We start from the raw sequence: 22,977 nt of genomic DNA, 5'->3' as shown, positions 1-22,977 counted from the left end.
AACCCATGAAAATCACCAAAATCTTCACCTTCGACTCCTCGCATATGCTCGACGGGCATGACGGCAAATGCCAAAACCTGCACGGGCATACCTACAAACTCGAAATCACCGTTTCAGACGGCATTATCAAAGGCGGCGCGAAAGACGGTATGGTGATGGACTTTACCGACTTGAAAGCCATTGTCAAACAACACATTACCGACCCCTTCGACCACGCCTTCATCTACCACGGCGGCAACAGCCGCGAATGCCAAATCGCCGCGCTTTTGGAGGGCTGGAACATGAAAACCCTGCGCCTGCCCTGCCGCACCACTGCCGAAAATATGGCGGTCGAAATGTACGACCGTCTGAAAAACGCGGGGCTGAACGTGTGCCGCGTGAAATTGTGGGAAACGCCGACATCGTGTGCGGAGTATGAAGGGGAGTAGGGAATATCTTGAACGTATCGATATAGTAAATTCCAATAAGACATGCCCAACCGCGTCATTCCCGCGCAGGCGGGAATCCAGACCTTGATTTATCAGGAATATTTAAAAATTGCAGCAATTCCAAATCTCTGGATTCCCGCCTGCGCGGAAAGGACGGTTTAGAGCGTCCTTATTTGAATTTACCGTAAAACGGTTTTTTCTCCTGTACGGATTCCCCGTTTTTTCAGACGACCTTCCATATCAAATACACCCATTAAAAGGAATATCCATGAAACTCCTCTTCATCCCCCTAGTCCTCTTCGTCGCCGTCGAACATTTCTACATCGCCTGGCTTGAAATGACGCAGATTCCCAGCGAAAAAGCGGCGGAAACGTTCAAGCTGCCTTATGAATTTATGGAACAAAATCGCGTGCAGACCCTGTTCGGCAACCAAGGGCTGTATAACGGCTTTCTCGGCATCGGGCTGGTGTGGTCGCGGTTTGCCGCTCCGGATAACGCGGTGTACGGCGCAACGGTACTGTTTCTCGGCTTCGTCCTGATTGCCGCCGCGTGGGGCGCGTTCTCTTCCGGCAACAAAGGCATACTCGTCAAACAAGGTTTGCCCGCATTTTTGGCAGCGGCGGCGGTGTTGGCGGTATGAAAAAAATCAGCGTCGCCCCCGAAAATCCCCAATACCGCATCGTCGAAATCTTTGAAAGCCTGCAAGGCGAAGGCTGGAACACGGGCATGCCCGCCGTTTTCGTCCGCTTGGGCAAATGCAACCTCGCCTGCGGCTGGTGTGATACCGATTATTTGACATTCGGCATGATGAGCCTGTCCGACATCTTAGGCCGTCTGAAAGCCTATGCCGCCCGCAACATCATCATCACCGGCGGCGAACCGACCATCCAGCCGCATCTCGATATGCTGCTGGACATGCTCAAGGCGGAAGGTTATTTCCTCTGTATCGAAACCAACGGACTCAATCCCGCGCCGCCGCAAATCGACTATGTCGCCACCAGCCCCAAAGCCTGCTATGCCGCCAAATACGAAAAAAGCTGTATCGAAACAGCCGACGAAGTGCGGATTGTTGCCGACGGCGATGTCGTTGCGTTCTGTGAAAATATGGAACGCAAAATCCGCGCGCATCATTACTACCTTTCGCCCTGCGAACAAGACGGTGCGATGAACATCTACGACACCATCCGCCAAATCGGTATTTTAAACAGTCGCCCCGACGCGCCGGTGCATTGGCAGTTGAGCGTGCAGACGCACAAATGGGCGGGAATAGAGTAGTTTAAGCAGTGTAACTCAAAGGGACGGCGTACGGTTTTACCGATGTTTGACATATGGGAAAAGTGTGCCGCTTCCGCGTGAAACTGCCCACATTTCCGCTGCCTGATTGAGGCGGAGCCTTACTGAATAAGATGCCGCCGTTGGGTACAAGCCCGGCTTCCTAAATTCCGATGGTCTTTTGAACCTTGCCGATACTCTGTGCCAGTGCGCGCAAATGGCAGGGTTAGGGAAAACGAAATGCCGTCTGAAACAGCATTCTGAGACCTTTGCAAAAATAGTCTGTTAACGAAATTTGACGCATAAAAATGTGCCAAAAAATTTTCAATTGCCTAAAACTTTCCTAATATTGAGCAAAAAGTAGGAAAAATCAGAAAAGTTTTGCATTTTGAAAATGAGATTGAGCATAAAATTTTAGTAACCTATGTTATTGCAAAGGTCTCATTCTGTTTCAGACGGCATTTTTCTGTTGACGTCAAAAGGAAAAACTGCCTCGGCAATGGATACCGAGGCGGTTTGGATTTGGTCGGAATGAGAGGATTCGAACCTCCGACCCCTTCGTCCCGAACGAAGTGCGCTACCGGGCTGCGCTACATTCCGAATTAAGTAAGGCGTGATTATAGCGCAAAAAATACGGCGTGCCTATACCGTTTTGCCTTTTTGCCGCGTGTCGGGCGGATTTAAAAGGCTTCGCCGACTTTTACGCCGCCCGCCGTGTCTTGCGGCGAGGCAAGGCCGGCAACAAAGGCTTGCGCCGCTTGGAAATCCGCCGTCTGTATAACGGCTTGCGCGGCGGCACTGCCGAGCGTGTTGGCCATATATTGCCAACGTTGCGCCAAAGCGGGATTGTCAGGAATGCGGAAATCATCGCGCAGTTCGTCCACAAGGTCGGGACGGTTGCAGACGAGGACGATGTCGCAACCTGCCTCAAAGGAAATGCGGGCGCGTTCTTTGATGCCGCCTGCCCCGCACGCGCCCTCCATAGTTAAATCGTCCGAGAAAATCACGCCTTTGAACCCGATGTCGCGGCGCAAAATTTGTTTGAGCCAGATTTCGGAAAACCCGGCGGGCTTTGTGTCCACTTGCGGATAAACGACGTGGGCGGGCATAACCGCTGCCATACCTTCGCGGCTCATAATGCGGAAGGGGGCGAGGTCGGCGGCTTCGAGTTCGGACAGGCTGCGCCCGTCTTCGGGTAGCACCAAATGGCTGTCTCCTTCGACAAATCCGTGTCCGGGAAAATGTTTACCGCAGGATTTCATACCGCCTTTTTCCAAACCTTTTTGAAGGGCGAGGGCAAGGCGGGCGACCGCTTCGGGATTGCGGTGGAAACTGCGGTTGCCGATGACGGCGCAGTTTCCCCAGTCCAAATCCAAGACGGGAGTGAAGGACAAGTCGATGCCGCAGGCGGAAAGTTCGGTTGCCAAAACCCAGCCTATCTGCCGGGCTGCGGTTTCGGCGGCGGACGCGCCGTCTTTGTCCCAAATTTGCCCTAAAACGTTCATTGCGGGCAGGCGGGTAAAACCTTCGATGAAACGTTGCACCCTTCCGCCTTCGTGATCGACGGCGATAATGAGTTCGGGTGTGCGCAGGGCTTTGATTTCGGCGGTGAGTTCTTTGAGCTGTGCGATATTTTGGAAGTTGCGGCGGAACAGGATGACTCCGCCGACGGCGGGATCGAGAAGGCGTTGCTTTTCCTCTTCGGTCAGGCGGAAGGCGGCAATGTCGGCCATGACGGGGCCGCGCGGAATACAGGGAACAGTCATTTCGGTTTGCTCCAAAAAGCTTCAGACGGCATATGCCGTCTGAACAGGGAAAGGGGTCAGGCGTTGGCGCGTTTTTTATCTTTCAACAGAAAAATCAGCACCGCCAATACAATGCCTGTCGTGCCAAAACCCAACAGCGCGGATTTTGTCAGACCCAATGCGAGGTAGCCCGATGCGGCGGCGGCAACGGTTAAGGCGTAAGGCAGTTGCGAGGTAACGTGGTCGATGTGGTTGCAGCGCGCGCCGGTGGACGACAGGATGGTCGTGTCGGAAATGGGCGAGCAGTGGTCGCCGCATACCGCCCCCGCCATCACGGCGGACATACACGGGATAATCAGTGAGGGATCGACTTTGACCGCCATGGCGGCGGCAATCGGCAGCATGATGCCGAACGTCCCCCAGCTTGTGCCTGTGGCAAACGCCATCACGCTGGCGAGCAGGAAAAGGATGACGGGCAGGAAGCCGGGATGGATGTTGCCCGCAACCAGCGTGGAGAGGTAGTCGCCCGTGTGCATTTCGCCGACAACCGTACTGATGAGCCAGGCAAGGATTAAAATGGCGATTGCGCCGAACATGGATTTCGCACCCTGCCAAACGGCTTTGGGATAATCGGCGATTTTAATCGTGCCGAGCGTGCAGAGGACGACGGCAAGCACGCCGCAAGTGCCGCCGAATACCAGCGAAGTGTTCACGTCCGTATTTTCAAATGCACCCAAAATGCTGAAGGTTTCGCTTGCCTGTGCACCGGTGTAGATCATGGCGGAAACCGTTGAGGCGATTAAGGCCAAAACGGGAATAATCAATGCGTAAACCCTGCCCCAGCTGCCGTCTGAAACGGCAGTTTCATCGTGGGCTTCGTTCAACGCGGCTTGTTCGAAACGTGCCATCGAGCCGATGTCGAAGGAGAACCATGCGACGACGAACACCATAATCAGGGCAAACAGTGCGTAATAGTTCATCAGGCTCATGGCGACAAACGTCCCCATCGGCGTGTATTCGGTGATTTTGTAGGTAACGAGCAGTCCGGCAAGCGTGGCGATAATCGACGCGCCCCAGCTTGAAACGGGCATCAGCACGCACATAGGCGCGGCAGTGGAGTCGAGGATGTAGGCGAGTTTGGCGCGGGAAACTTTAAACTTGTCGGTAACGGGGCGGGCAATCGCACCGACGGCGAGACTGTGGAAATAGTCGTCGATAAAGGTTACGAACACGAGGCAGGCGGTCAGCATTTTCGCGCCGCGCCGGTTTTTAATGTGCCGTTTTGCCCAGTCGGCAAACGCCTGATTGCTGCCGGAGTAGGTCAGCAGGGAAGTAAAAATACCCAAAAGTATCAGGAAAACCAAGATTTTTGGTTTGCCCAGCGACCAATCGCCGTCTGACCAAGCCAAGCCGACGACCATGTCTTTCAGGTGTGTCAGACCGTCGACGGGGTTGCCGCCGACCAAAAAGGCAACGCCGACCAGAATACCGATGCCTAAAGACAGCAGTACGCGGCGGGTAATGACGGCAAGTGCCAGTGCCAAAAAGGGTGGCACAACCGAGAAAAATGAATGTGAATAGTCGATCAGCTGCATGGTTATGGGGGTGTTAAGCGTCCGGATGGGAGCGTATCTGTCCGCCTCCGGTTTGGGTTTTGTTGGCAAAATGGGCGGAAATATTTTTTGTCGTAAAAAATATTTGTTTAAAATCAACCAACTGATTTTTGTAAAATGCCCGTTAATCGGTATTGACGGGCATTTTATCATTTAAAAAATATTTTGGTTAAATTATGTGTGTTATTGCAGGTTTAATGCGATAAACAGCGTGTTGCCACGGCGCATGATCAGCAGGGGGACGTTTTTGCCTGCCTTGTCCATAGCTTTGCGGAAACCGGCTTCGTCATTGACGGGGACTTGCCCGACGGCAAGAATTTCGTCGCCGCGCCTCAAGCCTGCGCGTTCTGCCGCGTCGGAAACCCGTACGACGACGAGGTGTCCGCCGCTGCTGTCGGTATGTGTCTGAAGGGTAATGCCTGCGGATTCGACCGAGAACGTACCGGATTGCTGTTCGGTGTAGGGGGCTTCATCTGTTTTGGATGATGCGCCGATATGCTCGGCGGCGTTGCCCAGCTTGACTTTGATTGTGATTTCTTCGCCTTTGCGCCATACGCCGAGGCTGACTTCTTTTCCCGGCGTAATGGCGCCGACCATAACGGGAAGGTCGCCGGAAGAACGTATTTCTCCGCCGTCGAGGCTGAGGACGATGTCGCCCGCCTGCAGGCCGGCACGTTCTGCGGGGCTGCCGGGAAGGATTTTGGTAATCAATGCGCCGCCGGCTTTATCCAGACCGAACGACTGTGCCAAACCGTAGGATACTTCTTGAATAATCACGCCCAGTTGCCCGCGTTGGACTTTGCCGGTGTTTTTCAGTTGTTCGGCAACATTCATGGCAACGTCGATGGGGATGGCAAAGGAGATGCCCATAAATCCGCCGCTGCGGCTGTATATTTGCGAATTGATGCCGACGACCTGTCCTTTCAGGTTGAACAGCGGACCGCCGGAGTTGCCCGGATTGATGGCAACGTCGGTTTGGATGAAGGGTGTGTAGCTTTCGTTGGGCAGGCTTCTGCCTTTGGCGGACACGATGCCGGCGGTCACGCTGTTGTCGAAGCCGAAGGGCGCGCCGATGGCGGCGACCCATTCGCCCGGTTTCAAATCTTTGGGATTGCCGATTTTGACGACGGGCAGCTCTTCCGTTGCGTCGATTTTCAGAAGGGCGACATCGGATTGGACATCCGAACCGATGAGTTTGGCGGTATATTCGCGCTTGTCGTTGAGCAGGACTTTGATACTGCCCATGCCGGTAACGACGTGGGTATTGGTCAGGATGTAGCCGTCTTTGCTGATGATGAAGCCCGAACCGAAGTTCAATCCGCCGTCATCTGCTTCTTCTTGGGGGATTTCGGGCATGTTCGGGACGAGGCGTTTGAAAAATTCGTAGAACGGGTCGCTGTCGGCAAGCGGGTCGGAATCGGTTTCGGCATTGCCGCTGCCGTTTTGGGTGCGCGGGGCGGGGGCTGCCTGAATATTGACGACTGCCGGGCCTTCGCTTTGAACCAGTTGGACAAAGTCGGGCAGCAGCATACTGACGCTGCCGTCGTCTTTGGTGTGTTCGATGCGTTCTACGAAAGATGCTTCTTTTTTGTCCGCACCGAAAAAGCTGCCGGCTTTGTCGCAGCCTGCCAGCGAGGCGGCACACAGTGCTGCCAAAGCGAGGTATTGGTATTTTTTGAACACGTTTTGTCCTTTGTCGGATGCCGGTACCGGCTTTAATGCCGTCTGAAGCGCATTTTGTCGGCTTCAGACGGCATAGGTTGAAATTCTACAACGTCCGTCCGAATTTTCAAGCGTTTCATTTTGAAGGGCGGCGGCGGTCAGGCTTTGGCGGGATATTCGCACAAATCGTTGATGATGCAGGTTTGGCATTGCGGTTTGAGTGCCTTGCAGGTGTAGCGTCCGTGCAAAATCAGCCAGTGGTGCGCGTCCATCAGAAATTCTTTAGGAATGAAGCGCATCAGTTTGTCTTCGACTTCGCGCACATCTTTCCCGGGGGCGATTTTGGTTCGGTTGGACACGCGGAAAATATGCGTATCGACCGCCATAACGGGGTGTCCGAACGCTGTGTTCAATACCACGTTTGCCGTTTTGCGCCCCACGCCAGGCAACGATTCCAAAGCCTCGCGGTCTTCCGGCACTTCGCCGTTGTATTTTTCCAGCAGGATGCGGCAGGTTTGCATGATGTGCTTGGACTTGGTTTTATACAGCCCGATGGTTTTCGTGTATTCCATCACGCCGTCCAAACCCAAATCCAGCATCGCCTGCGGCGTATCGGCAACCGGAAACAGCTTCGCCGTCGCCTTGTTTACGCCGACATCGGTCGCCTGCGCCGAAAGCAGAACGGCAATTAAAAGCTCGAAAGGGGAGTTGAAATTCAGCTCGGTGGTCGGATGGGGGTTGGCGGCGCGGAAGCGTTCGAAAATTTCTTGGCGGATGTGTCTGTTCATTTTTTTATACGGTGGGTTTGTGTGTTCGGCATTATAACGTATGGTTCAGGCGGCGTAATATTGCATTCCCCACAGAATGAAGGCGTAACGCGCCGTTTTGCCGATAACCAGCATCAGCCCGCTTGTCCACGGATTCAACCGCAGCCAGCCGGCGGCAAGCGGCAGTGCGTCGCCGACGACGGGCAGCCAGGCAAACGCAAGCAGCCAAATACCGAAACGCCGCATCAGATTCAGTGTTTTTTCAGACGGCATTTTTCGGGAGGGCAGCAAACGCCCCATCCAATAGGAAACCATACTGCCCAATCCGTTGGCAAGGCCGGCGCACAGCAACGCGCCGTATGCGTGTTCGGGAAAGCGGTGGACGAACAGGGCAAAGGCGGCTTCGGATGTGCCGGGCAGGAGGGTGGCGGAAGTGAAGGCGGAAAAGGCGAGCGCGGCGTAGGCGTAGGCGGGCATCATTGCAAACAGTCTCAAACAGGCAAAAATCGGCGACGGATTGTACGGTATAGTGGATTAACAAAAACCAGTACGGCGTTGCCTCGCCTTAGCTCAAAGAGAACGATTCTCTAAGGTGCTGAAGCACCGAGTGAATCGGTTCCGTACTATTTGTACTGTCTGCGGCTCCGTCGCCTTGTCCTGATTTTTGTTAATCCACTATATTTTCACGCCCCCGCCGAAGGGCGGAGGACGGTGCAAAAAATACGGCACAGCCGTATGCCCCTTTTTTGTCGGGCATACGACATTCTTTCCGCTCCGGTTTTGATGCCACGATGCGGCATTTCCGAATTTTCCGGATACGGCGGCGGATTTTCATTTTATTGGGAACGGTTTTTGCGAGTCCGCCGGAATTTTTTAAAATCTATTAAAATCTATGCAAGCAACTGTAAAATATTAATTTCTGCTGCTTGAATTTCAGATCGGCGCATTGCCTGCATCCGATAAAGTTTGCAAAATGTTCAAATATCAGTATGATTTGCATTGCCGTTAAGAAATGTCAATTTCTATTTTCTTGAAACGGGTAATATTCCGACACCACGAAAGGCAAATCATGTCTGCGCAATCACAAAACAATCATACGTCCCCATTGGTCGTCTTGACCACGCTGTTCTTCATGATGGGTTTTATTACCTGCATGAACGACATCCTTATCCCTCATTTGAAAGAAATTTTCGACCTGTCTTACGTTCAGGCGATGCTGATCCAATTCTGTTTCTTTACCGCCTATGCGGTGATGTCCATCCCGATGGGGGCTTTTGTCGGCAAAGTCGGCTACAAAAACGGCGTTATCGGCGGCTTTCTGCTGACGGCGGTCGGATGCCTGCTGTTTTATCCTGCTGCGGGTAGCCATTCTTACGCGGTATTTTTGGGCGCGTTGTTTATTTTGGCTTCCGGCGTAACGCTGCTTCAGGTCGCCGGTAATCCTTATGTTACCCTGCTGGCGAAACCCGGCAAGGAATCGGCAACACTGACGCTGGTTCAGGCGTTTAACGCTTTGGGTACGACCATTGCGCCGCAAATCGGCGCGTTCCTGATTCTGGCGGACGCAACCCAAACCGTCAGCAAGGCGGAACAGATTTCTTCCGTACAGATTCCCTATTTGGGACTGGCGGGGCTGCTGATTATCCTTGCCGTTTTCGTGAAAATGATCCGGCTGCCCGACGCGCGCAAAATTGCCGCCGAGGAAAGCGCGCACAACCACGACGGCAAAACCAGCGTATGGCAATACAAACATCTCGTGTTCGGTACGGCAGGCATTTTCTGCTATGTCGGCGCGGAGGTGTCTATCGGTTCGTTGATGGTCAACGTATTGGGTTATCTGAAAGGGCTGGATCATGCTTCTGCCGCGCATTACCTGTCGTTCTATTGGGGCGGCGCGATGGTCGGACGTTTCCTCGGTTCGGCGGTGATGGCGAAATTCGCGCCCAACCGTTATTTGGCGTTTAACGCATCGGCTGCGGTCGTACTGCTTGCCGTCGCGATGGCGACGGGTAGCGGCAATGCGGATGTGGCGATGTGGTCGCTGCTTGCCATCGGTTTTTTCAACTCGATTATGTTCCCGACGATTTTCTCTTTGGCAACCAAAGGATTGGGAAAATTTACCAACGCGGCTTCCGGTGTACTGTGTACCGCGATTGTCGGCGGTGCGGTCGTTCCTGTCGTGCAGGGCTGGGTGGCAGATACTTACACCCTGATGTCTTCGTTTGTCGTTTCCGTCATCTGTTATCTGTATATCGTGTTTTTTGCGGTGTACGGATATAGGGCGGACAAATAATCTTTTTCTTGAGAAATGTCGTCTGAACATCTTTCAGACGGCATTTTTGCGTACCGGTGTTTGCGGCGTGTGTGCCGAGGTTTTAATACTTCAATCCATAAAAGTCTTATATGTCAACAAACAAAAAAATAAAAAATTATATTTCAAAAAAATTAATTTAAATTGAGAAAATTGCCGTTTTGTTTCTGTCCGGCTTTTGTAAAACGCTAAAATGTCGTCTGAAAACGTCGGGCGGATTCGGTATGGTGTGTTAGAATCCGTTAACTTTATATCAAATCGGGCAAAGAATCATGTTCGCTTTCAAATCCTTACTCGATATGCCGCGCGGTGAGGCACTTGCCGTCGTCGTCGCTCTGATTGCCGCGATGGGCTATACCATCATTTCATTGGAGTGGCTGCCGCATATGTCCATTATTGCCGCCATCGTCGTGCTGATTTTGTACGGCTTGGCGCGCGGTTTGAAATACAACGATATGCAGCAGGGCATGATAGGCGCGTTGAATCAGGGTATGGGCGCGATTTACCTGTTTTTCTTCATCGGGCTGATGGTCAGCGCGCTGATGATGAGCGGCGCGATTCCGACGCTGATGTATTACGGTTTCGGACTGATTTCCCCGACTTATTTTTATTTTTCCGCCTTCGCGCTGTGTTCCGTCATCGGCGTGTCCATCGGCAGCAGCCTGACCACCTGCGCCACTGTCGGCGTTGCCTTTATGGGTATGGCGGCGGCGTTTCAGGCCGATATGGCGATGACGGCGGGCGCGATTGTTTCGGGCGCATTTTTTGGCGACAAAATGTCCCCGCTTTCCGATACGACGGGCATTTCCGCGTCCATTGTCGGTATCGACCTGTTTGAACACATCAAAAATATGATGTACACCACCATTCCCGCGTGGCTCATCAGTGCGGCACTGATGCTGTGGCTTCTTCCCAGCGTCGCCGCGCAGGATTTGAACAGCGTCGAATCCTTCCGCAGCCAGCTTGAAGCCACGGGATTGGTGCACGGCTATTCGCTGATTCCGTTTGCACTGTTGGTCGTTTTGGCATTGATGCGCGTCAATGCCGTGGTCGCCATGCTCTTTACCGTCATTGCCGCCGTTGCCGTAACGTATCTGCACAGCACGCCCGATCTGCGTCAGCTCGGCGCGTGGTTTTACGGCGGTTACAAACTCGAAGGCGAAGCGTTTAAAGATGTTGTCAAACTGATTTCGCGCGGCGGTTTGGAAAGTATGTTTTTCACGCAAACCATCGTGATTCTCGGGATGAGTTTGGGCGGGCTGCTGTTTGCGCTGGGCGCGATTCCTTCCCTGCTGGATGCCGTCCGCAGCTTTTTGACGAATGCCGGGCGTGCCACATTCAGCGTTGCTATGACTTCGGTCGGGGTTAATTTCCTGATTGGCGAGCAATATTTGAGTATTTTGTTGTCGGGTGAAACGTTCAAACCCGTTTACGATAAGCTCGGTCTGCATTCGCGCAACCTGTCTCGGACGCTCGAAGATGCGGGGACGGTGATTAACCCGCTCGTACCGTGGAGCGTATGCGGCGTGTTCATCAGCCACGCGCTGGGCGTGCCGGTTTGGGAATATCTGCCGTATGCCTTTTTCTGCTATTTGAGTTTGGCTTTGACCCTGTTATTCGGTTGGACGGGGCTGACTTTGAGCAAAAAATAAGCGGATAAGCGAAATGCCGTCTGAAACTTGCAACGGTTTCAGACGGCATTTTTATGTTTGGCGGATGGGGCGGATTGAAACAGAAAACGCCCGTACCGTCATCCTAAACTGTGCAGAAACGGCAGTGCTTACTTCACGCGGGTCGCCATCAGCGTGTGCAGGCGGCGGTTGTCGGCGCGGGCGACGGTGAACTGCAAACCGCCGATAAGGACTTTTTCGCCGCGTACGGGCAGATGCCCTAACTCTTGAATGACCAGGCCGCCGATGGTATCGGCTTCTTCGCTGCTGTATTCTGTGCCGAAGAAGGTATTGATGTCTTCGATTTCGGTAGCCGCGTGGATGCGCCAGCGTTCGGAAGAAACGGCGTGGATATTATCGGCACTGTCGTCTTCGTCAAACTCATCTTCGATTTCGCCGACGATTTGCTCGATGATGTCTTCAAAGGTGACCAAACCCGACGTGCCGCCGTATTCGTCGATAACAATCGCCATGTGGTTGCGCTGTTCGCGGAACTCTTTTAAAAGGGCGGTCAAAGATTTGCCTTCGGGAACGAAAACGGCAGGGCGCAAGACGGATTTCAGGTGGAACTGCTCGGGGTTGAACATATATTTGAGCAGGTCTTTGGCGTGCAAAATGCCCAAAACTTCGTCTTTGTCTTCGCCGATGACGGGGAAGCGCGAATGGGCGGTATCGATGACGTAGGCGGTGATGCGCTCGATGCTGTCGTTTTCTTTTAAAACGTTCATACGGCTGCGCGTAATCATGGCATCGCGCACTTCCAAATCGGAAAAATCGAGGACTTTTTCCAACCTTAAAAGCGTATCCGCATCAAAAACTTCCTGCTCGTGCGCTTGGCGCAGCAGGGTCAATACGTCTTCGGCGGAGTCGGGCTCGCCGGCAAGTCGGGAGATCAGGCGTTCGAAAAACTTGGGTTTCGACTGCGTACCGTCCATTTTAATATTCGTCCTCTTGGTAGGGGTTGGGGAAGCCTGCCGCCCGCATCAGGCGGATTTCTTCGGCTTCCATTATTTCGGTTTCATTGTCTTCGATGTGGTCGTAGCCCATCAGGTGTAAAGTACCGTGTATGGTCAGGTGGGCAAAATGCCGTTCGGGCGTTTTGCCCTGTTCGGCGGCTTCTTTTAAAACGACTTGCGGGCAGATAATCAAATCGCCGTACAGTTTTTCCGAAACTTGGCAGGGCAGGATTTCGCCTTCGTTGAGCGCGAAACTCAATACATTGGTGGCGTAATCTTTGCCGCGGTAGTCGCGGTTGTAGGCTCGGGCTTCTTCTTCGTCCAGAAGAATCAGGCTGATGTCGGCGCGGCGGTATTCATTTTTCAAGGCAGACCACGCCCAGCGGTAGAAATCACGTTCGGCGGGGATGTCGGCGGCGGAAGAGGCGTTTTCAAAGTTCAAATGGAAACGTTGCCGCTGCAACGTTAAGAAAGGGTATTTTTTGGCGCGTTTCATTGTGGCGGGTTTCGTGTTTTGTGGGCGTAAATATAACATAGACCACGGCATACCGTCTGAAGAAACGTTCAAAATATGATAGACTTTACGCCGTTTCCATTCTTTGAACGCATTGAACATGAACCCGAAAAAACTCGTCATCGCCAGCCGCGAAAGCCTGCTTGCTATGTGGCAGGCAAAGCATATCCAAGGCCGTCTGAAGGCTCTGTATCCCGATTGCGAAGTCGAGATTTTGGGCATGACCACGCGCGGCGATCAGATTTTGGACAAAACTTTGTCAAAAGTCGGCGGTAAAGGCTTGTTTGTCAAAGAGTTGGAACAGGCTTTATATGACGGGCGCGCCGATTTGGCGGTGCATTCGATTAAAGACGTACCGATGGATTTGCCTGAAGGTTTCGCGCTTGCGGCCATCGGCGAACGCGCCAATCCGTTTGACGCGTTTGTGTCCAACCAATACGCGCGTTTGGAAGAAATGCCCGAAGGCGCGGTTGTCGGCACATCCAGCCTGCGCCGCGAAGCCCAGTTGCGTGCGCGCTATCCGCATTTGCTTATCAAACCTTTGCGCGGCAATGTGCAAACCCGTTTGTCCAAACTCGATAACGGCGAATACGACGCAATTATCTTGGCTGCCGCCGGTTTGCAGCGTCTGAAATTGGACGGACGCATCCGCATGATTTTGTCGGAATCCGACAGCCTGCCTGCCGCCGGACAAGGCGCATTGGGTATCGAAATTGCCGCGCACCGCGAAGATTTGTATGAAGTTTTGAAACCCTTGAACCACGGTGTTACCAATGCCTGCGTTACCGCCGAACGCGCCCTCGCACGCGCTTTGGGCGGAAGCTGCCAAGTGCCTTTGGCCGCATATTGCACGGAAGAAAACGGCTTGCTGACCTTGCGCGGCTTGGTCGGACACCCCGACGGTTCGGTTGTGTTGCGGGCGGACGCGCAAGCCCCTGCCGAATATGCCGACGCGCTCGGACGCGCTGTCGCTAAGAAATTGGCGGACGACGGTGCGCGGGAATTGATTGGAGCAGTATTGAATACGGAAAATTGATTTTATCGAAAATTTAAATAAAATAATATAAGTTATTGTTTTTAATCAATTTGTTTCATCAGTTTCACTCGCCTTATTTCGTCATTCCCGCGCAGGCGGGAATCCAGTTTGCTCGGTTTCAGTTGTTTCTAATCAATTCTTGCAGCATTGGATTCCCGGATTCCCGCCTGCGCGGGAATGATGGCGGAAAGGTTTTTGTGGCTTCGGATAATACTGTGGCGTTCAAATTTTGAATTTGAGAATGATGATATTCGTATTTTTTATTTGAGTTCATCATATTTGGTTGATTTTATAGATGTTTTTAGCTTGTTTGAAATTGTTATAGTTTATTGTTTTTTAACAAAAAACAGATGCCGTCTGAACTGGTTAAGGTTCGGACGGCATTTTCATATGGCTGTGCTTTTTACAGTACTTTCACGATGCTTTCGCACAGATAATCGATGTTGTTGTCGGTAATGCCGGCGACGTTGATGCGGCCGGAGCGGACGGCATAAATGGCAAACTCGTTTTTCAGGCGGTCGACTTGTTCGGGAGTCAAGCCGCTGAAAGAGAACATACCGTTTTGTTTGATAATGAAATCAAAGTTTTGGCTTGCACCTTTGGCTTTGAGCAACCCGACAAATTTTTGGCGCATGGCTTTGATGCGGCCGCGCATTTCATCGAGTTCGGCAATCCATTGTGCTTTCAAATCATCATTTTTCAACACCAGCGCAATGGTGTTCGCACCGTGTGAAGCCGGGTTGGAATACAAGGTACGGATGATGGTTTTGACTTGGCTGTGGGCGCGGGCTGCTGTTTCTTCATCTTCGGCCACCAAAGTGAACGCGCCGACGCGCTCGTTGTACATACCGAAGTTTTTGGAATAAGAGCTGGCAATCAGCAATTCTGTATTGTGTTTCAAGAACACGCGCAAGCCGTAGGCATCTTCTTCCAAACCATTGCCGAAGCCTTGGTAGGCAAAGTCAAACAGCGGCAACCAGCCTTTTTCGGCAGAAAGTTTTGCCAAAGTTTCCCATTGTTCGGGCGTAGGGTCGATGCCGGTAGGATTGTGGCAGCAGCCGTGCAGCAGGACGATGTCGCCTTTTTGCGCTTGGCTCAAGTCCTCAATCATGCCGTCCCAATCCAAACCGTGTTTGGCGGCATCATAGTAACGATAAGGTTTGTCTTGGATACCGACCGCTTTGGCGATGGCGTTGTGGTTGGGCCAAGTCGGATTGGAAATCCAGATGGTTTGCGCGTTCAACTGGCGTTTGGCAAACTCGGCCGCAATACGCAATGCGCCCGTACCGCCGAGGCTTTGCGCTGTTTTGGCGCGACGGCTGGCGATGATTTCGTGGTCTTTGCCGAACAGCAGGATTTGGGTTTGCGCGTTGTAGTCGGCAACGCCGTCGATGGTGAGGTAGTTTTTGGTGGTTTCGCTTTCCAACAGGCGTTTTTCGGCTTCTTTGACGGCTTTGACGAGGGGTGTCGCGCCGGATGCGTCTTTATAAACGCCGATGCCGAGGTTGACTTTTTCGGGGCGGGTTTCGGCTTTGAACGCTTCGCCCAAACCGAGAATCGGATCGGCGGGGGCGGCTTCGATGTGCTTGAAGAACATAGCTTGCTCCTTGATGGGGACGGAAGGTCATTCGGGTTTGCCGATTTTACGCTGTTTTACACGGGCTGGAAACAGACGCAATCACGCCTGCCCGATATGGGCGAAGGTTTCCCAGTTTGACTGTATGTGTTCTGCAAGCAGGGGCAGGTCTTGTTCGGCGGCTTCGTAGTATGCGCCGTCCCATTCTTCAAAGTCGGGGAACTGTTTGCGCAGGGATTCGATGTCTGCGCCTCCGTCGGCGAGCGTTTCGATGGTTTTGCCGTGTTGTTCGTAGAGGGCTTTGGCTTTGTCCAAGACTTTCGGCACGGCTTTGATTTTCCAGCGGCGCAGGCTGTCGGCAAGCGGGTTGCGGAAAATATATTCGCCGTAACCGGAGGCGATGAGTTGCACGAAGCCGCCTTCTTCGACTTGGCTGTCGAGGTAGCAGAATGCGGTCAGCGTGTGCTGGTCGTCGGACAGGCAGGAGAGGGATTCGTCGCCGGTTTGGGCGGTGTGTTCGAGGTAGGCGGAAACGAGGGTATAGAGCAGAACGGATGGTTCTTGTTGGCGGATGTCTTCCGGAAGGGTAAGCTCAGTCATGGTATGCCGTCTGAAAAGTGGGGATTATAGCGGATTGCGGCTTTGCGCCGAAAATATCCTTTAGCCTGCCGATGGCGTAAAATGGGCGCACGCCAACCACGCAAAGGAAAATCAAATGGACAATCTGAATCTGCAGGAAATTTCCGTGTTGCCGGAAAATCTGCCGCTGTATTGCTCGGGACCCGACAACGAGCAGTGGAACGGGCATCCGAGAGTGTTTTTGCCTTTGGGCGAAGGAGAATCGGGCAGCGTTGCCTGCCCGTATTGCGGCACGCGCTACCGCCTTGACGGAAAGATGCCGCATCATCATTACGCCTGAATGCAAACGGCGGAAAAATGCCGTCTGAAGCCTTTTCCGGTTTCAGACGGCATTTGTTTGGCGGGGCGGGCTGTTCCGGCACCGAGATTCTGCCCGATGCGCCGCCCAGACGGGGAACGGCGGTTTCCGTTCCCCGCGTGCTGCCGCTATGGATGGTGGCGTTTCGCCTAGAGGAAGAAAATCATTGCCGCGACGACGGCAATCACGCCGTAAATCGCCATCGGGATAACGGTTTTCTTGATAATCGCACCTTCGGAATTTTTCACATCCAATACGGTACATACGGCGATGATGTTGTTGAGGCACACCATATTGCCCATCGCGCCGCCGACGGACTGCAACGCCAGAATCAGGGTAACGGACAGGCCGGTATCCAAGGCGATTTGCTGCTGAATCGGGCCGAAGGTCAGGTTGGACACGGTGTTGGAACCGGAGAAGAACGCACCGATCGCGCCCAGATACGGCGAGAAATAAACCCAGTGTTCGCCCGCCATTGCGGCAAATTCCTTACCGATGATTTTCACCATCGAATTGTCGCCGCCGACCAGCATCAGCTGAACCATAATCAGCGCGCCCATCAGGGCAAGCAGCGGTTTTTTGGTTTGATTGAAAGTTACGGAATAAATCGTCCAGGCATCTTTGAATTTGGTTTTATACAGCAGGATGCAAATCCAAACGGTCAGCACAAACGGAATCCAAGCCGGGACGTACAGCGTTTGGTAAGACGCGCTGACATCTTGTCCGAAAATATTGCCGAAAGTAATCGTCAGGGAGTCGCTGACGGTGATTTTGGACAAATCAAACGGCAGTTGGAAGCTGAACCATTCTTCTTTGCTGGTCAAAATGCCTTTGATGCCGAGCTGTTTGATGCGCGTAACCACCAGCATGCCGATCAGCATACCCAAAGGGGCGAGTGCTTTGGCGACTTGGGCGAACGGCACTTTTTCGGCATTCGGGTCTTTGGCGTGGTCTTTGCTCAAGCCCCAGCCTTGGTTGGCGGCGAATACGGACACCATCAGGCCGATCGCGCCGGCGACGAGCGACGGGAATTCTTCGTTGACCATCGCCAATGCGACATAAGGAATGGTGCAGGAGAAGACGGCAATGGCGACGAAGCCCAAGTTTTTGCGGATTTCAGACCAAGGTACGATGAAGCCCAAGCCGATGACGGGGATGACGAAACCTGCGAAGAAGTGCATTACGCCGGTCTGCCTGCCGATGGCGAGGATGTCTTCGGCACTCAGGTTCAGCGGTGCGAAACCGAACCAGGTCGGCGTACCGACCGCGCCGAAAGAGACGGGGACGGAGTTCATCACCAAAGTGAAAATCGCCACTTTCAACGGGTTGAAGCCCAAGCTCATCAGAATCGGCGCGGCAATCGCGGCAGGCGTGCCGAAGCCGGATGCGCCTTCAATCATAAAGGCAAAAGCCCAGCCGATAATCATCAGTTGCGCTACGGGGTTGGGGCTGATGGTCGCCAGCCATTTGCGGATGACATCGATGCAGCCCGTGGTTTCCATCATACGGTTGAACATAATCGCGCCGAAAATCACGGTAATCGGCGTGAGCGTTTTGACGAGGCCGGAAGCGGCGGTGGCGTTGAGCAGCATGCCCGCATCGTCGAAGTAGAAAAGTTTGATGGCGTAAATCAGCACTGCGGTAATCGGCAGCGCGACGTAGGAGGGCATACTGTTTTTTTTCACCATCAGCCAAATCAGCAGGACGATGGGGAATATGCTGAGGAAAAGTGCCATAACGAATCCTTTTTAGGCATTTGCATCATAAGGCGCGTCGAGGTTTGGAAAGACGTTCAAATCCCGTACACCCGATATTTTGGTTAAAAGATAAATTGGTAAGACCAATTGTTATGCGTTTGCACACTTTACGTAATCTTATGTAATCGGTCAAGCATTTTATCGATAATGGCTATTAATGCGGGTTAAGGATGGTGATGATGCGGCGGAGGGAGTGTGGGAAAGGGGCGTGTAAAAAAAGCCGCCCGAAAGGCTTCAGACGGCATTTTCAGCATTTTTCCAGCGGCACGAATACCGCGCCGTCCCCGTCCACGCGGAGGATTGAAGCATAGTCGTTATGCCAGTCGCCCAAAACGATGCGGGTAAAGCTGTTTTCGTGATGGATATGCTCGCGGTGGGTGTGCCCGTGTATCAGCCTTTCCGCACCGAAGGCGCGCACCTGCCGCGCGGTAAAGGCGGCATTGGCATCCATAATATCGGCGGGCTTGACCTGTTTTTCCATTTTGCTGACACGCCTGATTTTGGCGGCAAGGCGCGTGCGCCACTTCAGGGGCAGCATTAGGAACAGTTTTTGCAGCCGCCTGCAATGCACGATGCGGCGGAAACGCAGGTATGCCCTGTCATCCGTACACAGAGTGTCGCCGTGGCAGATGAGGGTTTTGCAGCCGAACAAGTCCAAAACCGAGTAATCCGGCAGCAGCGTCATACCCGCCTGTCGGCAAAAATCCCGCCCAATCAGGAAATCGCGGTTGCCCCTGACGAAGAACACGGCAACGCCTTTGTCGGACAATTTCCTGATTTCACGCGCAACCGAAGTATTCAATTCGGAAACTTCGTCATCGCCCACCCAGAAATCAAACAAATCGCCCAAAATATAAACCGCCCGCGCCTGCCCGGCGGCGGAAGAACGTAAAAAACGCAGCAACAGCGCGGTCAGTTCGGGGTGCTTTTCGCTCAAATGCAGGTCGGAGATGAAATAGGCGGGTTTCATAGGCAGGTTTCCAAATCGGGCGGATGTCGTGGCGGATTATAACGCGCCCGGCGGCGGGGCAATACGGCAAATGCCGCGCCAAGCATCGGGCGTTGGCGGAATCGGGGTTCGGGCGCGTTAAAAATGCCGTCTGAAGGCTTCAGACGGCATCGAGGGTGCGGGATGCGGTAAGGTTTTGCCGGCAAGATATGGGGTGGTGCGGCGGGATTTCCGTTAAAATACGCTTCTTTTTTATTTTTTCCGACCATTATGCGCCTGACCCATATCAAACTCTCCGGCTTCAAATCTTTTACCGACCCGACCACGATTCATGTGCCGGGGCAGCTTGTCGCGGTTATCGGGCCGAACGGCTGCGGCAAGTCGAATGTGATTGACGCGGTGCGCTGGGTGTTGGGTGAGGCTTCGGCGAAGCAGCTTCGCGGCGAGAGTATGCAGGACGTGATTTTTAACGGTGCGGCGACGCGCCGTCCTGCGCCGAGGGCTTCGGTGGAGCTGGTGTTTGACAACAGCGACCACAGTTTGCAGGGGGCGTGGGGGCAGTATGCCGAGGTGAGCATCAAGCGGCAGTTGACGCGTCAGGGCGAATCGACTTATTTCATCAATAATCAGACCGTGCGCCGCCGCGACATTACCGATTTGTTTTTGGGTACTGGCGTGGGCGCGCGCGGTTATGCCGTTATCGAGCAGGGGATGATTTCGCGCATCATCGAAGCGCGGCCGGAGGAGTTGCGCGCCTATATCGAGGAGGCGGCGGGCGTGTCCAAATATAAGGAACGCCGCAAGGAGACGGAAGGCCGTCTGAAAGACACGCGCGAGCATTTGCAGCGTTTGGGTGATTTGCAGAACGAGTTGGCGCGTCAGGTGGAAAAGCTGGAAAAACAGGCGGAAACCGCCGAACGCTACAAATCCCTGACCGCGCAGTTGAACCAACAGCAGGATTTGCTCGATTACGCCCAATGGCAGCAATCGCTTGCCGCCGCCGACAAGGCGACCGCGCAGCATCAGTCTTTGCAGGCGCAGCAGGACGAAACCGCCGCGCAGGTTCAGGCGTTAAACGACGAAGTACACGCATTGCAGACCGCCGAACAGTCGCAGCAGCAGGCGGTACACGAACTGGGCAACAAACGCGGCGTGTTGCGCGAGCAGATTGCCCGTTTGGAAGAACAAATCCGCCATCAGCAAAACCTGCACCAACGCATCGAACGCGACAAGCAGGCGGCGCAGGCGCAGATGCAACGCATCCATCAAGAGCAGCAGCAAATCCGCGTCAAGCTGGAAGAAAACGAGTCGCAGACCGAAGAAAAGCAAACCGAATTGGCGGAATGGGCGATGCAGGTTGCCGAACACGAAGAGCGTCTGCCCGAATTGGAAGAAGCCCAAACCGCGCTCAACGCCGCCTTCCAAACCCAGCAGGACGAGGCAAACCGCATCCGCCGCGAACTGGCGTTGAAACAGCAGCAGCTTGCCCATACCGGACAAACGATTGCCGGGCACGAAGAGCACAAAGGCCGTCTGAAACAGGAAAACCAAGCCCTGAACCTGCCCGACGAAGCCGAAACCGCCGCCGCGCAGGAAGCCGCCGCCTTGTTGCAAAACCGGCAAGAGCATTACGAAGAACAAATCATCGCCGCCGAAGAAGCTCTACACGCCGCCCGCGAGGCGTTTCAGACGGCATCGAGCCGCTTCCAAAGCCTGAAGCAGCAACACATTACCTTGCAGGCGCAGCAGCAGGCGTTGTCGCAAATCCTGTCGCAACAGCAGGAAGCCGCCGATTTCTGGCAGGCAACCGACCACGCCGCCGCGCCGCAACTGTGGCAACACATCACCGCGCCCGCCGAGTGGCAGCACGCCTTGTCCGTCATTCTTGCCGAACGCCTGCACGCCCGCGCCGTGCCGCAAGGTTTCGTGCCGCCCGAGCCTTTGCCGCAGGGGCAGGCGGCATGGCTTTCAGACGACCTCTCAGGCGGCATCAAAAAATCCCTGCCCGTACAGGCATTGCTGAACCAAATCCAAGCGCAGCCGCCGTTTCAGACGGCATTGCACCACTGGCTCGACGGCGTATTGTGTGCGCCCGATTTGAGCTATGCCCTCGCGCATCAAAACGATTTGGGCGCACACCAAATCTGGCTCACGCCCGAAGGTCATCAGGTCGATAAAGTCAGCGTCCTGCTCTATGCCAAACCCGCGCAGGAAAGCCTGATTGCCCAAAAAGCGCGCCTCGACGGCATCGCGTCCGAACTGGAAAACCTCGCCCCCGAACTTTCCGCCGCCGAAGCCGCGTTCAAACAGGCGGAAGCCGCCGTGCGCTCGTCTGAAGTGCAACATAAAAACCTGATGCAGCAGCAACAGCAGCACACGCGCCAATACAGTCAAGCACAGCAACGCGCCGCCGAACTCTTAGCGCGTACCAACCAAGGGCAAATCCGCCGCGAACACATCGAGCGCGAACTGGCGCAGTTGGCGGAAGAGCAGACCGTGTTGCAACACACGTCCGACGGGCTTTCAGACGACATCGCTACTTTGCAGGAAGCCGCCGCCGAACTCGAACACCAACAGCAGACCACCGCACACAGCCGCCAAGAGCAGCAAGGCCGTCTGAAACAGGCGCAGCTTGCCCTGTTGGAAGCCAACCGCCAATACGGGCTGGCCGAAGTCGCCGTCCACAAGCTCAACCAGCAAAAACAAAACTACCAACAGCAAATTGCCCAGCTTGAACAACAAACCTTCGATTGGCAGGAACGCCAGCAAGAGCTTGCCCTCGCCTATGAAACCGAGTTCCAAAACGACGAGCAGCACATCAAGCTCGAAGAGTTGAGCGAAGCCGTACAGAGTTTGGACGAAGAATATATTGTCGTACAGGAGAAACTCGCGCAGATTCAGGAGCAGGGTAGGGAACAATACGCCCGCGTACAAACCCTGCAAACCAAGCTGCCGAAGCTTCAGGCCGCCACCCAAACCGCCCTGTTGCAGCAGCAGGAAGCCCTGATCAACGCCAAACGCTACCATCAAAACCTGACCGAACGCGCCGCCGATTTGGACGCGCTCGAAGCGTTGGCGAAAGAATCGCCGAAAGTATTGAACAGCAGCATCGGCAGCCTTTCGCAACAAATCGAAGCACTCGGCGCGGTCAACCTCGCCGCCCTGCAAGAACTCGAAGAAGCGCGCGAACGCGACGGCTACTACCGCAGCCAAAGCGAAGACGTGCAGGCAGCCATCACCCTTTTGGAAGAAGCCATCGCCCAAATCGACGACAAAACCAAAGCGCGTTTCAAAGAAACCTTCGACGCCGTCAACGGCAAAGTCCAAACCTTCTTCCCCACCCTGTTCGGCGGCGGCGAAGCCACCCTCAAAATGATAGGCGACGACCTCCTGACCGCAGGCGTATCCATCATGGCGCGTCCGCCCGGCAAGAAAAACAGCACCATCCACCTCCTCTCCGGCGGCGAAAAAGCCCTCACCGCCATGAGCCTCGTGTTCGCCCTGTTCAGCCTCAACCCCGCCCCCTTCTGCCTTCTGGACGAAGTCGATGCCCCGCTGGACGATGCCAACACCTCGCGTTTCTGCAACCTGGTCAAAGAAATGTCGGCGCAAACCCAGTTCCTCTACATCTCCCACAACCGCCTGACCATGGAAATGGCGGAGCAGCTGGTCGGCGTAACCATGCAGGAAAAAGGCGTGTCGCGCGTCGTTGCCGTGGACATCAAACAGGCGTTGGAAATGGCGGAATCCGTCTAAACGGGTTGCAGAACGGTTGAATCTTGCC

Annotated in this window: 20 protein-coding genes and 1 tRNA gene; 8 read left to right on the top strand and 13 right to left on the bottom strand. The window is 54.0% G+C overall.

Annotated features, from left to right (window positions below; all coding sequences use genetic code 11):
- Positions 1-5 precede the first annotated feature (5 nt).
- From queD to IUJ45_RS04145, 3 genes are all read left to right on the top strand, one after another.
- Entirely contained in the window at positions 6-428 is a 423-nt protein-coding gene (gene queD / locus IUJ45_RS04155) for a 6-carboxytetrahydropterin synthase QueD (protein WP_002229103.1), read from the top strand.
- A gap of 268 nt (positions 429-696) precedes the next feature.
- On the top strand, positions 697-1,068 hold the full coding sequence (locus IUJ45_RS04150) for a DUF1304 domain-containing protein (protein ID WP_002236744.1): 372 nt from the start codon (positions 697-699) through the stop codon (positions 1,066-1,068).
- Positions 1,065-1,703: a 7-carboxy-7-deazaguanine synthase QueE gene (locus IUJ45_RS04145; protein WP_002236745.1), complete on the top strand. Its 639-nt coding sequence runs from the start codon at positions 1,065-1,067 to the stop codon at positions 1,701-1,703. The genes IUJ45_RS04150 and IUJ45_RS04145 overlap by 4 nt, the downstream gene beginning before the upstream one ends.
- Before the next feature lie 520 nt (positions 1,704-2,223).
- Here the strand turns inward: IUJ45_RS04145 and IUJ45_RS04140 are convergent.
- The 6 genes from IUJ45_RS04140 to IUJ45_RS04115 all read right to left on the bottom strand — a co-directional run bounded on the left by IUJ45_RS04140 (position 2,224) and on the right by IUJ45_RS04115 (position 7,967).
- Positions 2,224-2,300: transfer RNA gene (locus IUJ45_RS04140), tRNA-Pro, on the bottom strand.
- A gap of 80 nt (positions 2,301-2,380) precedes the next feature.
- On the bottom strand, positions 2,381-3,466 hold the full coding sequence (gene nagZ, locus IUJ45_RS04135; protein WP_002236746.1) for a beta-N-acetylhexosaminidase: 1,086 nt from the start codon (positions 3,464-3,466) through the stop codon (positions 2,381-2,383).
- A gap of 56 nt (positions 3,467-3,522) precedes the next feature.
- On the bottom strand, positions 3,523-5,040 hold the full coding sequence (locus tag IUJ45_RS04130; protein WP_082308634.1) for a Na+/H+ antiporter NhaC family protein: 1,518 nt from the start codon (positions 5,038-5,040) through the stop codon (positions 3,523-3,525).
- A 201-nt stretch (positions 5,041-5,241) separates the two neighbouring features.
- Positions 5,242-6,741, bottom strand: a complete 1,500-nt coding sequence (locus IUJ45_RS04125; protein ID WP_002249278.1) for a DegQ family serine endoprotease — start codon at positions 6,739-6,741, stop codon at positions 5,242-5,244.
- A gap of 137 nt (positions 6,742-6,878) precedes the next feature.
- A complete protein-coding gene (gene nth, locus IUJ45_RS04120) occupies positions 6,879-7,508 on the bottom strand; it encodes an endonuclease III (RefSeq protein ID WP_002217860.1) in 630 nt (209 codons plus the stop codon).
- Between the two features lie 45 nt (positions 7,509-7,553).
- On the bottom strand, positions 7,554-7,967 hold the full coding sequence (locus tag IUJ45_RS04115; RefSeq protein ID WP_002214416.1) for a YqaA family protein: 414 nt from the start codon (positions 7,965-7,967) through the stop codon (positions 7,554-7,556).
- Between the two features lie 589 nt (positions 7,968-8,556).
- Between IUJ45_RS04115 and IUJ45_RS04110 the strand changes: the two genes are divergently transcribed.
- Together IUJ45_RS04110 and nhaC are read left to right on the top strand one after the other, a co-directional pair.
- Positions 8,557-9,780, top strand: a complete 1,224-nt coding sequence (locus tag IUJ45_RS04110) for a sugar MFS transporter (RefSeq protein WP_002217858.1) — start codon at positions 8,557-8,559, stop codon at positions 9,778-9,780.
- 290 nt (positions 9,781-10,070) lie between these two features.
- Positions 10,071-11,450 carry a Na+/H+ antiporter NhaC gene (gene nhaC / locus IUJ45_RS04105; RefSeq protein ID WP_002249279.1) on the top strand — a complete coding sequence of 460 codons (1,380 nt, stop codon included), beginning with the start codon at positions 10,071-10,073 and terminating at the stop codon, positions 11,448-11,450.
- Positions 11,451-11,578: 128 nt separating this feature from the next.
- On the opposite strand, the gene IUJ45_RS04100 is transcribed toward nhaC, so the two are convergent.
- Positions 11,579-12,403 carry a CorC family transporter gene (locus IUJ45_RS04100; RefSeq protein ID WP_002224003.1) on the bottom strand — a complete coding sequence of 275 codons (825 nt, stop codon included), beginning with the start codon at positions 12,401-12,403 and terminating at the stop codon, positions 11,579-11,581.
- 1 nt (position 12,404) lies between these two features.
- On the bottom strand, positions 12,405-12,920 hold the full coding sequence (gene ybeY, locus IUJ45_RS04095; protein WP_002249280.1) for an rRNA maturation RNase YbeY: 516 nt from the start codon (positions 12,918-12,920) through the stop codon (positions 12,405-12,407).
- Between the two features lie 118 nt (positions 12,921-13,038).
- On the opposite strand from ybeY, the gene hemC reads away from it, so the two are divergent.
- Complete coding sequence (gene hemC / locus IUJ45_RS04090) at positions 13,039-13,974, top strand: hydroxymethylbilane synthase (protein WP_002246814.1); 936 nt, start codon at positions 13,039-13,041, stop codon at positions 13,972-13,974.
- Between the two features lie 403 nt (positions 13,975-14,377).
- On the opposite strand, the gene IUJ45_RS04085 is transcribed toward hemC, so the two are convergent.
- Positions 14,378-15,571, bottom strand: a complete 1,194-nt coding sequence (locus IUJ45_RS04085; protein ID WP_002217853.1) for an amino acid aminotransferase — start codon at positions 15,569-15,571, stop codon at positions 14,378-14,380.
- An 81-nt stretch (positions 15,572-15,652) separates the two neighbouring features.
- The gene (locus IUJ45_RS04080; RefSeq protein WP_002249281.1) at positions 15,653-16,150 is read right to left on the bottom strand and encodes a DNA-mimic protein DMP19; all 498 of its coding nucleotides are present in this window, start codon (positions 16,148-16,150) and stop codon (positions 15,653-15,655) included.
- 115 nt (positions 16,151-16,265) lie between these two features.
- Between IUJ45_RS04080 and IUJ45_RS04075 the strand changes: the two genes are divergently transcribed.
- Positions 16,266-16,469: a zinc-finger domain-containing protein gene (locus IUJ45_RS04075; RefSeq protein WP_002249282.1), complete on the top strand. Its 204-nt coding sequence runs from the start codon at positions 16,266-16,268 to the stop codon at positions 16,467-16,469.
- Between the two features lie 167 nt (positions 16,470-16,636).
- Here the strand turns inward: IUJ45_RS04075 and IUJ45_RS04070 are convergent, their stop codons facing one another.
- The 3 genes from IUJ45_RS04070 to IUJ45_RS04060 all read right to left on the bottom strand — a co-directional run bounded on the left by IUJ45_RS04070 (position 16,637) and on the right by IUJ45_RS04060 (position 19,462).
- On the bottom strand, positions 16,637-18,223 hold the full coding sequence (locus IUJ45_RS04070; protein WP_002214399.1) for an L-lactate permease: 1,587 nt from the start codon (positions 18,221-18,223) through the stop codon (positions 16,637-16,639).
- A 268-nt stretch (positions 18,224-18,491) separates the two neighbouring features.
- Positions 18,492-19,214, bottom strand: a complete 723-nt coding sequence (gene lpxH / locus IUJ45_RS04065; protein WP_002249284.1) for a UDP-2,3-diacylglucosamine diphosphatase — start codon at positions 19,212-19,214, stop codon at positions 18,492-18,494.
- A complete protein-coding gene (locus tag IUJ45_RS04060; protein WP_009345706.1) occupies positions 19,211-19,462 on the bottom strand; it encodes a hypothetical protein in 252 nt (83 codons plus the stop codon). Before IUJ45_RS04060 ends, lpxH begins: the two co-directional genes overlap by 4 nt.
- Position 19,463: 1 nt before the next feature.
- Between IUJ45_RS04060 and smc the strand changes: the two genes are divergently transcribed.
- Positions 19,464-22,949: a chromosome segregation protein SMC gene (gene smc / locus IUJ45_RS04055; protein WP_082308632.1), complete on the top strand. Its 3,486-nt coding sequence runs from the start codon at positions 19,464-19,466 to the stop codon at positions 22,947-22,949.
- The last annotated feature ends 28 nt before the right edge of the window (positions 22,950-22,977 follow it).

The sequence above is a fragment of the Neisseria meningitidis genome, assembly GCF_022869645.1.
GTDB classification, from domain to species: domain Bacteria; phylum Pseudomonadota; class Gammaproteobacteria; order Burkholderiales; family Neisseriaceae; genus Neisseria; species Neisseria meningitidis.
The sequence above is the reverse complement of the archived record's forward strand: the minus strand, read 5'-3'. Positions and strand labels throughout refer to the sequence as shown.

Excerpts from the sequence above, each read along its gene's own strand:
- queD (WP_002229103.1), top strand. The coding sequence starts at position 6 with ATGAAAATCACCAAAATCTTCACCTTCGACTCCTCGCATATGCTCGAC.
- IUJ45_RS04150 (WP_002236744.1), top strand. The coding sequence starts at position 697 with ATGAAACTCCTCTTCATCCCCCTAGTCCTCTTCGTCGCCGTCGAACAT.
- IUJ45_RS04145 (WP_002236745.1), top strand. The coding sequence starts at position 1,065 with ATGAAAAAAATCAGCGTCGCCCCCGAAAATCCCCAATACCGCATCGTC.
- nagZ (WP_002236746.1), bottom strand. The coding sequence starts at position 3,466 with ATGACTGTTCCCTGTATTCCGCGCGGCCCCGTCATGGCCGACATTGCC.
- IUJ45_RS04130 (WP_082308634.1), bottom strand. The coding sequence starts at position 5,040 with ATGCAGCTGATCGACTATTCACATTCATTTTTCTCGGTTGTGCCACCC.
- nth (WP_002217860.1), bottom strand. The coding sequence starts at position 7,508 with ATGAACAGACACATCCGCCAAGAAATTTTCGAACGCTTCCGCGCCGCC.
- IUJ45_RS04115 (WP_002214416.1), bottom strand. The coding sequence starts at position 7,967 with ATGATGCCCGCCTACGCCTACGCCGCGCTCGCCTTTTCCGCCTTCACT.
- IUJ45_RS04110 (WP_002217858.1), top strand. The coding sequence starts at position 8,557 with ATGTCTGCGCAATCACAAAACAATCATACGTCCCCATTGGTCGTCTTG.
- nhaC (WP_002249279.1), top strand. The coding sequence starts at position 10,071 with ATGTTCGCTTTCAAATCCTTACTCGATATGCCGCGCGGTGAGGCACTT.
- IUJ45_RS04100 (WP_002224003.1), bottom strand. The coding sequence starts at position 12,403 with ATGGACGGTACGCAGTCGAAACCCAAGTTTTTCGAACGCCTGATCTCC.
- ybeY (WP_002249280.1), bottom strand. The coding sequence starts at position 12,920 with ATGAAACGCGCCAAAAAATACCCTTTCTTAACGTTGCAGCGGCAACGT.
- hemC (WP_002246814.1), top strand. The coding sequence starts at position 13,039 with ATGAACCCGAAAAAACTCGTCATCGCCAGCCGCGAAAGCCTGCTTGCT.
- IUJ45_RS04085 (WP_002217853.1), bottom strand. The coding sequence starts at position 15,571 with ATGTTCTTCAAGCACATCGAAGCCGCCCCCGCCGATCCGATTCTCGGT.
- IUJ45_RS04080 (WP_002249281.1), bottom strand. The coding sequence starts at position 16,150 with ATGACTGAGCTTACCCTTCCGGAAGACATCCGCCAACAAGAACCATCC.
- IUJ45_RS04075 (WP_002249282.1), top strand. The coding sequence starts at position 16,266 with ATGGACAATCTGAATCTGCAGGAAATTTCCGTGTTGCCGGAAAATCTG.
- IUJ45_RS04070 (WP_002214399.1), bottom strand. The coding sequence starts at position 18,223 with ATGGCACTTTTCCTCAGCATATTCCCCATCGTCCTGCTGATTTGGCTG.
- lpxH (WP_002249284.1), bottom strand. The coding sequence starts at position 19,214 with ATGAAACCCGCCTATTTCATCTCCGACCTGCATTTGAGCGAAAAGCAC.
- IUJ45_RS04060 (WP_009345706.1), bottom strand. The coding sequence starts at position 19,462 with ATGGTCGGAAAAAATAAAAAAGAAGCGTATTTTAACGGAAATCCCGCC.
- smc (WP_082308632.1), top strand. The coding sequence starts at position 19,464 with ATGCGCCTGACCCATATCAAACTCTCCGGCTTCAAATCTTTTACCGAC.